Consider the following 4,804-nt stretch of genomic DNA (forward strand, 5'->3'; position numbering starts at 1 on the left):
CCAAGCCGGCACGCCGCGCGTGCGCGCCGAGGGCCACTACGACGCCGCCGCCCGCCGCTACACGCTGTCGCTCACGCAGCGCTGCGCGCCCACGCCGGGCCAGGCCCTCAAGCAGCCCTTCGTGATCCCGGTGGCGCTGGGCCTGCTGGACGCCGAGGGCCGCGAACTGCCGCTGACGCCCGAGCAGCGCCTCTTCGTGCTCACCGAGGTCAGCCAATCGCTGGTGTTCGAGGGCGTGGACAGCGAACCCGTGCCCTCGCTGCTGCGCGGCTTCTCGGCGCCCGTGGTGCTGGAATGCGACTACAGCGACGCGCAGCTGCTGACCCTGCTCGCCAACGACAGCGACCCCTTCAACCGCTGGGAAGCCGGCCAGCGCCTGGCGCTGCGCCGCGCGCTGGCGGCCATCGCCGCCCCCGGCGCGGTGGACGCCCCGCTGGACGCCGCCTTCATCGAGGCCATGCGCGCGGTGCTGCGCCACGAGCGCCTGGACGCGGCCTTCAAGGAACTGGCCCTCACCCTGCCCAGCGAGACCTACATCGCCGAACAGCTCGAGGTGGTGGACCCGCAGCGCGTGCACGCGGTGCGCGAGGCCATGCGCGAACAGCTCGCCCAGGCCCTGCAGGCCGACTGGGCCTGGGCCTACGAAGCGCACAAAGAGAACGGCGCCTACCGGCCCGACCCGCTGAGCGCGGGCCGCCGCGCCCTGGCCGGGCTGGCGCTCGCCATGCTGTGCCTGCAGGCGCGCCGCTCGGGCGACGCCGTCTGGCCCGGCAAGGCCTACCAGCGATTCAAGGACGCCGGCAACATGACCGACCGCTTCAACGCGCTGTCGGCCCTGGTGGTGGCCGACCACCCGCTGGCGCGCGAGGCGCTCACGCGCTTCCACGCCATGTTCCGCGACGAGGCCCTGGTGCTGGACAAATGGTTCGCCCTACAGGCCGGCGCGCCCGACCGCGGCGGCAACGTGCTGCCGGCGGTGAAGCAGCTCATGGCGCACCGCGACTTCAACCTGCGCAACCCCAACCGCGCGCGCAGCGTGATCTTCAGCTACTGCAACGCCAACCCGGGCGCCTTCCACCGCGCCGACGCGGCCGGCTACGTGTTCTGGAGCGAGCGCGTCATCGAGATCGACCGCTTCAATCCGCAGGTGGCCGCGCGCCTGGCGCGCGCGCTGGACCGCTGGAAGAAGCTGGCCGAGCCCTACCGCGGCGCCGCGCGCGAGGCCATCGCCCGCGTGGCCGCGCAGACCGAGCTGAGCAACGACGTGCGCGAGGTCGTGACCCGCGCCCTGTCCGACGACTGAGAACACCCGACCATGAGCCAACGCATCTCCCTCACCCGTTACCTCGTCGAAAAGCAGCGCGTCGACGGCCACATCCCCTCGCAGCTGCGCCTGCTCATCGAGATCGTGGCGCGCGCCTGCAAGGGCATCAGCCACGCGGTGAACAAGGGCGCGCTGGGCGGCGTGCTGGGCACCGCCGGCAGCGAAAACGTGCAGGGCGAGGTCCAGAAGAAGCTGGACATCATCGCCAACGAGGTCCTGATCGAGGCCAACGAATGGGGCGGCCACCTCGCGGCCATGGCCAGCGAGGAAATGGACAGCATCTACGTGGTGCCCAACCGCTACCCGCAAGGCGAGTACCTGCTGCTCTTCGATCCGCTCGACGGCTCCTCGAACATCGACGTCAACGTCAGCATCGGCACCATCTTCAGCGTGCTCAAGATGCCTGAAGGCGACCGCGGCGTCGACGAGGGCGACTTCCTGCAGCCCGGCCACAAGCAGGTGGCGGCCGGCTACTGCGTCTACGGTCCGCAGACCACGCTGGTGCTGACGGTGGGCGACGGCGTGGCCATGTTCACGCTGGACCGCGAGCAGGGCTCCTTCGTGCTCACGCAGGAGGACGTGCGCATTCCCGCCGACACCAAGGAATTCGCCATCAACATGAGCAACATGCGCCACTGGGACGCCCCGGTGAAGCGCTACGTGGACGAGTGCCTGCAGGGCAAGGAAGGCCCGCGCGGCAAGGACTTCAACATGCGCTGGATCGCCAGCATGGTGGCCGATGTGCACCGCATCCTCACGCGCGGCGGCATCTTCATGTACCCCTGGGACAAGCGCGAGCCCGACAAGCCCGGCAAGCTGCGCCTGATGTACGAGGCCAACCCCATGAGCTGGCTGGTGGAACAGGCCGGCGGCGCCGCCACCAACGGGCGCGAGCGCATCCTGGATATCCAGCCCGGCAAGCTGCACGAGCGCGTCAGCGTGATCCTGGGCAGCAAGAACGAGGTGGAGCGCGTCACCCAATACCACCGCGAGGCCTGAGCCGCCGGCCACGGACCAGGCCCTCGCCCGCTTGGCTATAATGCCAGGCTTCGCCGGTGTAGCTCAGTTGGTAGAGCAGCTCATTCGTAATGAGAAGGTCGGGGGTTCGACTCCTCTCTCCGGCACCACCTTCCCAGCCCCCGCGGTCCATCCGGCCCGCGGGGGTTTTTCATTGGGCCGGCGCGCTTGGCGCCGCAGGCTCAATGGCTGGCGCGCGCCTCGCCACCGGGCTCGCCCTCGCGCGCCAGACCCGACTTGAGGGTGCCGGCCAGCGCCGCCAGTTCGTCGGCCAGCACGCCCAACACGTCGTCCATCGACAGCACCCCCACCACCGCCTGGCCGTCGTCGCCGATCACCAGCAAGCGCCGCACGCCGTGCCGGCGCATGGCTTCCACGGCCTCGTGCACCGAGGCCTGGGCCGACACGCCATGCAGGTTGGACGAGCACACGCCGGCCACCACCTGGCCGTCGACGGGTCGCTCGCCCGCCAGCACCTGCAGCACCAGGTCGCGGTCGGTGACGACGCCCACGATGCGCCCGGGCTCGAACGGGTCGGTCAGGCCGAGCGCGCCCACGCGCTCGGCCTGCATGGCGCGGGCCGCCTCACGCACCGAGGCATTGGCGGGAATGGTGACCGGCGCGCGCCGGCAGAGGTGGGCGATCTTCATGGTGGCTCCAAGGGGTCGGGGACCCATGGCGACCACTGTGGCCCAGGCAGCAGACGCCCATGTTGACGGCCATCAAGCTGCCCACCCGGTGCCCCGCGCGACGTTCCGGCCCGCGGACATGACCTGCGTCAAGCACAGGCGCCGCGCCCGGCGTCATGGTGCGTCCATCCCTGTCCCCGATGGAGCAAAGACCATGTCCACCGTCCAGCTCAATCTTGAAACCGACGATGTCGTCCTGCCGCCCGCGCGCACGGAAGGCGGCGCCACGCTGGCCAGCGCACTGCGGCTGCGCCGCAGCACGCGCGAGTTCCTGCCCGACGCCTTGAGCCTGCAGGAGGTGTCCGACCTGTTATGGGCCGCGTTCGGCGTGAACCGCCCGCCCCAGCATGGGCGCACCGCGCCCTCGGCCCACGATTGGCAGGAAGTCGCGGTGTTCGCCGTGCTGCCGGAAGGGGCCTTCCGCTACGACCCTCAGGCCCATCGGCTGAGCCTGGTCAAGGCCGAGGACCTGCGCGGCTTCACCGGCCTGCAGGCCTTCGCCGCCTCGGCCCCGCTGGACCTGGTCTACGTGGCCGACTTCGCGGCCATGCACGACGCGCGTGCGGACGAACGCCCTTTTCTTGCCGGCGCCGACGCGGGCTGCATCGCGCAGAACGTGTACCTGCACTGCGCGGCCCATGGCCTGGGCACGGTGGTGCGCGCCCTGATCGACCGGCGCCGGCTGGCCCAGGCGCTGGGCCTCCAGCCCACCGAGCGCATCGCGCTGGCGCAATCGGTGGGCCGCTGCGCGACGCCCGCGGACACTTGAGCGCGACGCCGCCAGCGCGCGGCTCAGCGCGCGGGACAGGCGGCGCGCGGGGGCGTGCGCAGGGGCGCGCCGCGGTCGGCCGCGCGGCGCTCCATGAGGCGGTGTGCTCCTCCATCACGTGACGGCATTCCTCGGGCGTTTTGGTGGCCCGCATCTGCGCCCGGTGCTGCGCGCGCTCTTCCTTGCTCATCATCGACCAGCCCGGGGTGTAGCGCGGCCCCACGCGAGCGCCGCTGGGCGGGGCGTTCGGCGTGGCCGCATTGGGTGCGCCTGGCGGGTAGTTGTCCTCGCCGGGCCGGGGTGCGCTCTGAGCAAAGGCCGCCGCAGCGGCGCAGGCCAGCACGGCCGACAGGGTGATCGTTCGAAGGGTGGAGGTCCGCATGGCAATGGTCCTTGAAGTGGGGAGATGCCCAGCGTAGGAGCGCGCCGATCGCCGCGGCTTGATGGCCATCAAGTTGCGCGTGCGACGCGCTCAGGCGCCCCGCACGCATTTGTCGAACAGGTGCGGCGCCCGGCCTTGCGGGTCGTAGCGCGCCTTCAGGCGCTCGTAGCTGTCCATGCCGTACGTGCGGTCGAAGACCTCGCGCGTGAAGAAGGCGTCGGAGTACAGGGACTTGATGCCTCCCAGGCGCAGCACCGCGTCTTCGACGCGGCGATTGACGTGGTCGGGCGATTGCCCCGCGCGCACCGGCACCACGTCCCAGAAGCCGAAGTTGACGCACAGCCCGGCCGGCAGGGGGTACAGCGGGAAGCGCGGCGGCGCGCTGCCGCGCACCGGGCAGACCCACACCGGCCAGATGCCGACCTCGCTGCGCAGGAACTCCGAGAAGGCCACCGCCCCGGCCAGGGGAATGTCCACGTCCTGCACCACGCTCTCGTGCCGCTGGCCGAGCAGGCGGTCCAGGCGCTGCGTGGCGCGCCAGCGCGCGTTCCAGCGCATCCAGCGCGTGTAGGTGCGCGAATTCAGGTACCGCCGCCCCAGCAGATGGCGCAGCCAGCGGTGCT

The 4,804-nt window shown here is 71.3% G+C and carries 4 protein-coding genes, 1 tRNA gene and 1 pseudogene; 4 read left to right on the forward strand and 2 right to left on the reverse strand.

Annotated elements, in window-relative coordinates; all coding sequences use genetic code 11:
• The 3 genes from BGO22_RS22030 to BGO22_RS22040 all read left to right on the forward strand — a co-directional run.
• Nucleotides 1-1,303: DUF3458 domain-containing protein (locus BGO22_RS22030; RefSeq protein WP_286852438.1), on the forward strand; the 1,303-nt coding region annotated here is incomplete at its 5' end.
• Nucleotides 1,304-1,315: 12 nt separating this feature from the next.
• The gene (locus BGO22_RS22035; RefSeq protein WP_070398928.1) at nt 1,316-2,323 is read left to right on the forward strand and encodes a class 1 fructose-bisphosphatase; all 1,008 of its coding nucleotides are present in this window, start codon (nt 1,316-1,318) and stop codon (nt 2,321-2,323) included.
• A 52-nt stretch (nt 2,324-2,375) separates the two neighbouring features.
• A tRNA-Thr gene (locus BGO22_RS22040) sits at nt 2,376-2,451 on the forward strand.
• A 72-nt stretch (nt 2,452-2,523) separates the two neighbouring features.
• Here the strand turns inward: BGO22_RS22040 and BGO22_RS22045 are convergent.
• Nucleotides 2,524-2,991 (reverse strand): CBS domain-containing protein, encoded by a 468-nt coding sequence (locus tag BGO22_RS22045; RefSeq protein ID WP_070398929.1) that lies wholly within the window; start codon nt 2,989-2,991, stop codon nt 2,524-2,526.
• 193 nt (nt 2,992-3,184) lie between these two features.
• Between BGO22_RS22045 and BGO22_RS22050 the strand changes: the two genes are divergently transcribed.
• Nucleotides 3,185-3,799: a nitroreductase family protein gene (locus tag BGO22_RS22050; protein WP_070398930.1), complete on the forward strand. Its 615-nt coding sequence runs from the start codon at nt 3,185-3,187 to the stop codon at nt 3,797-3,799.
• 472 nt (nt 3,800-4,271) lie between these two features.
• Here BGO22_RS22050 and BGO22_RS22055 read toward each other — a convergent pair.
• Nucleotides 4,272-4,804, reverse strand: a pseudogene (locus BGO22_RS22055) (FAD-binding protein); the annotation flags it as partial.

The organism is Hydrogenophaga sp. 70-12 (genome assembly GCF_001897365.1).
GTDB classification, from domain to species: Bacteria; Pseudomonadota; Gammaproteobacteria; order Burkholderiales; family Burkholderiaceae_C; genus Hydrogenophaga; species Hydrogenophaga borbori.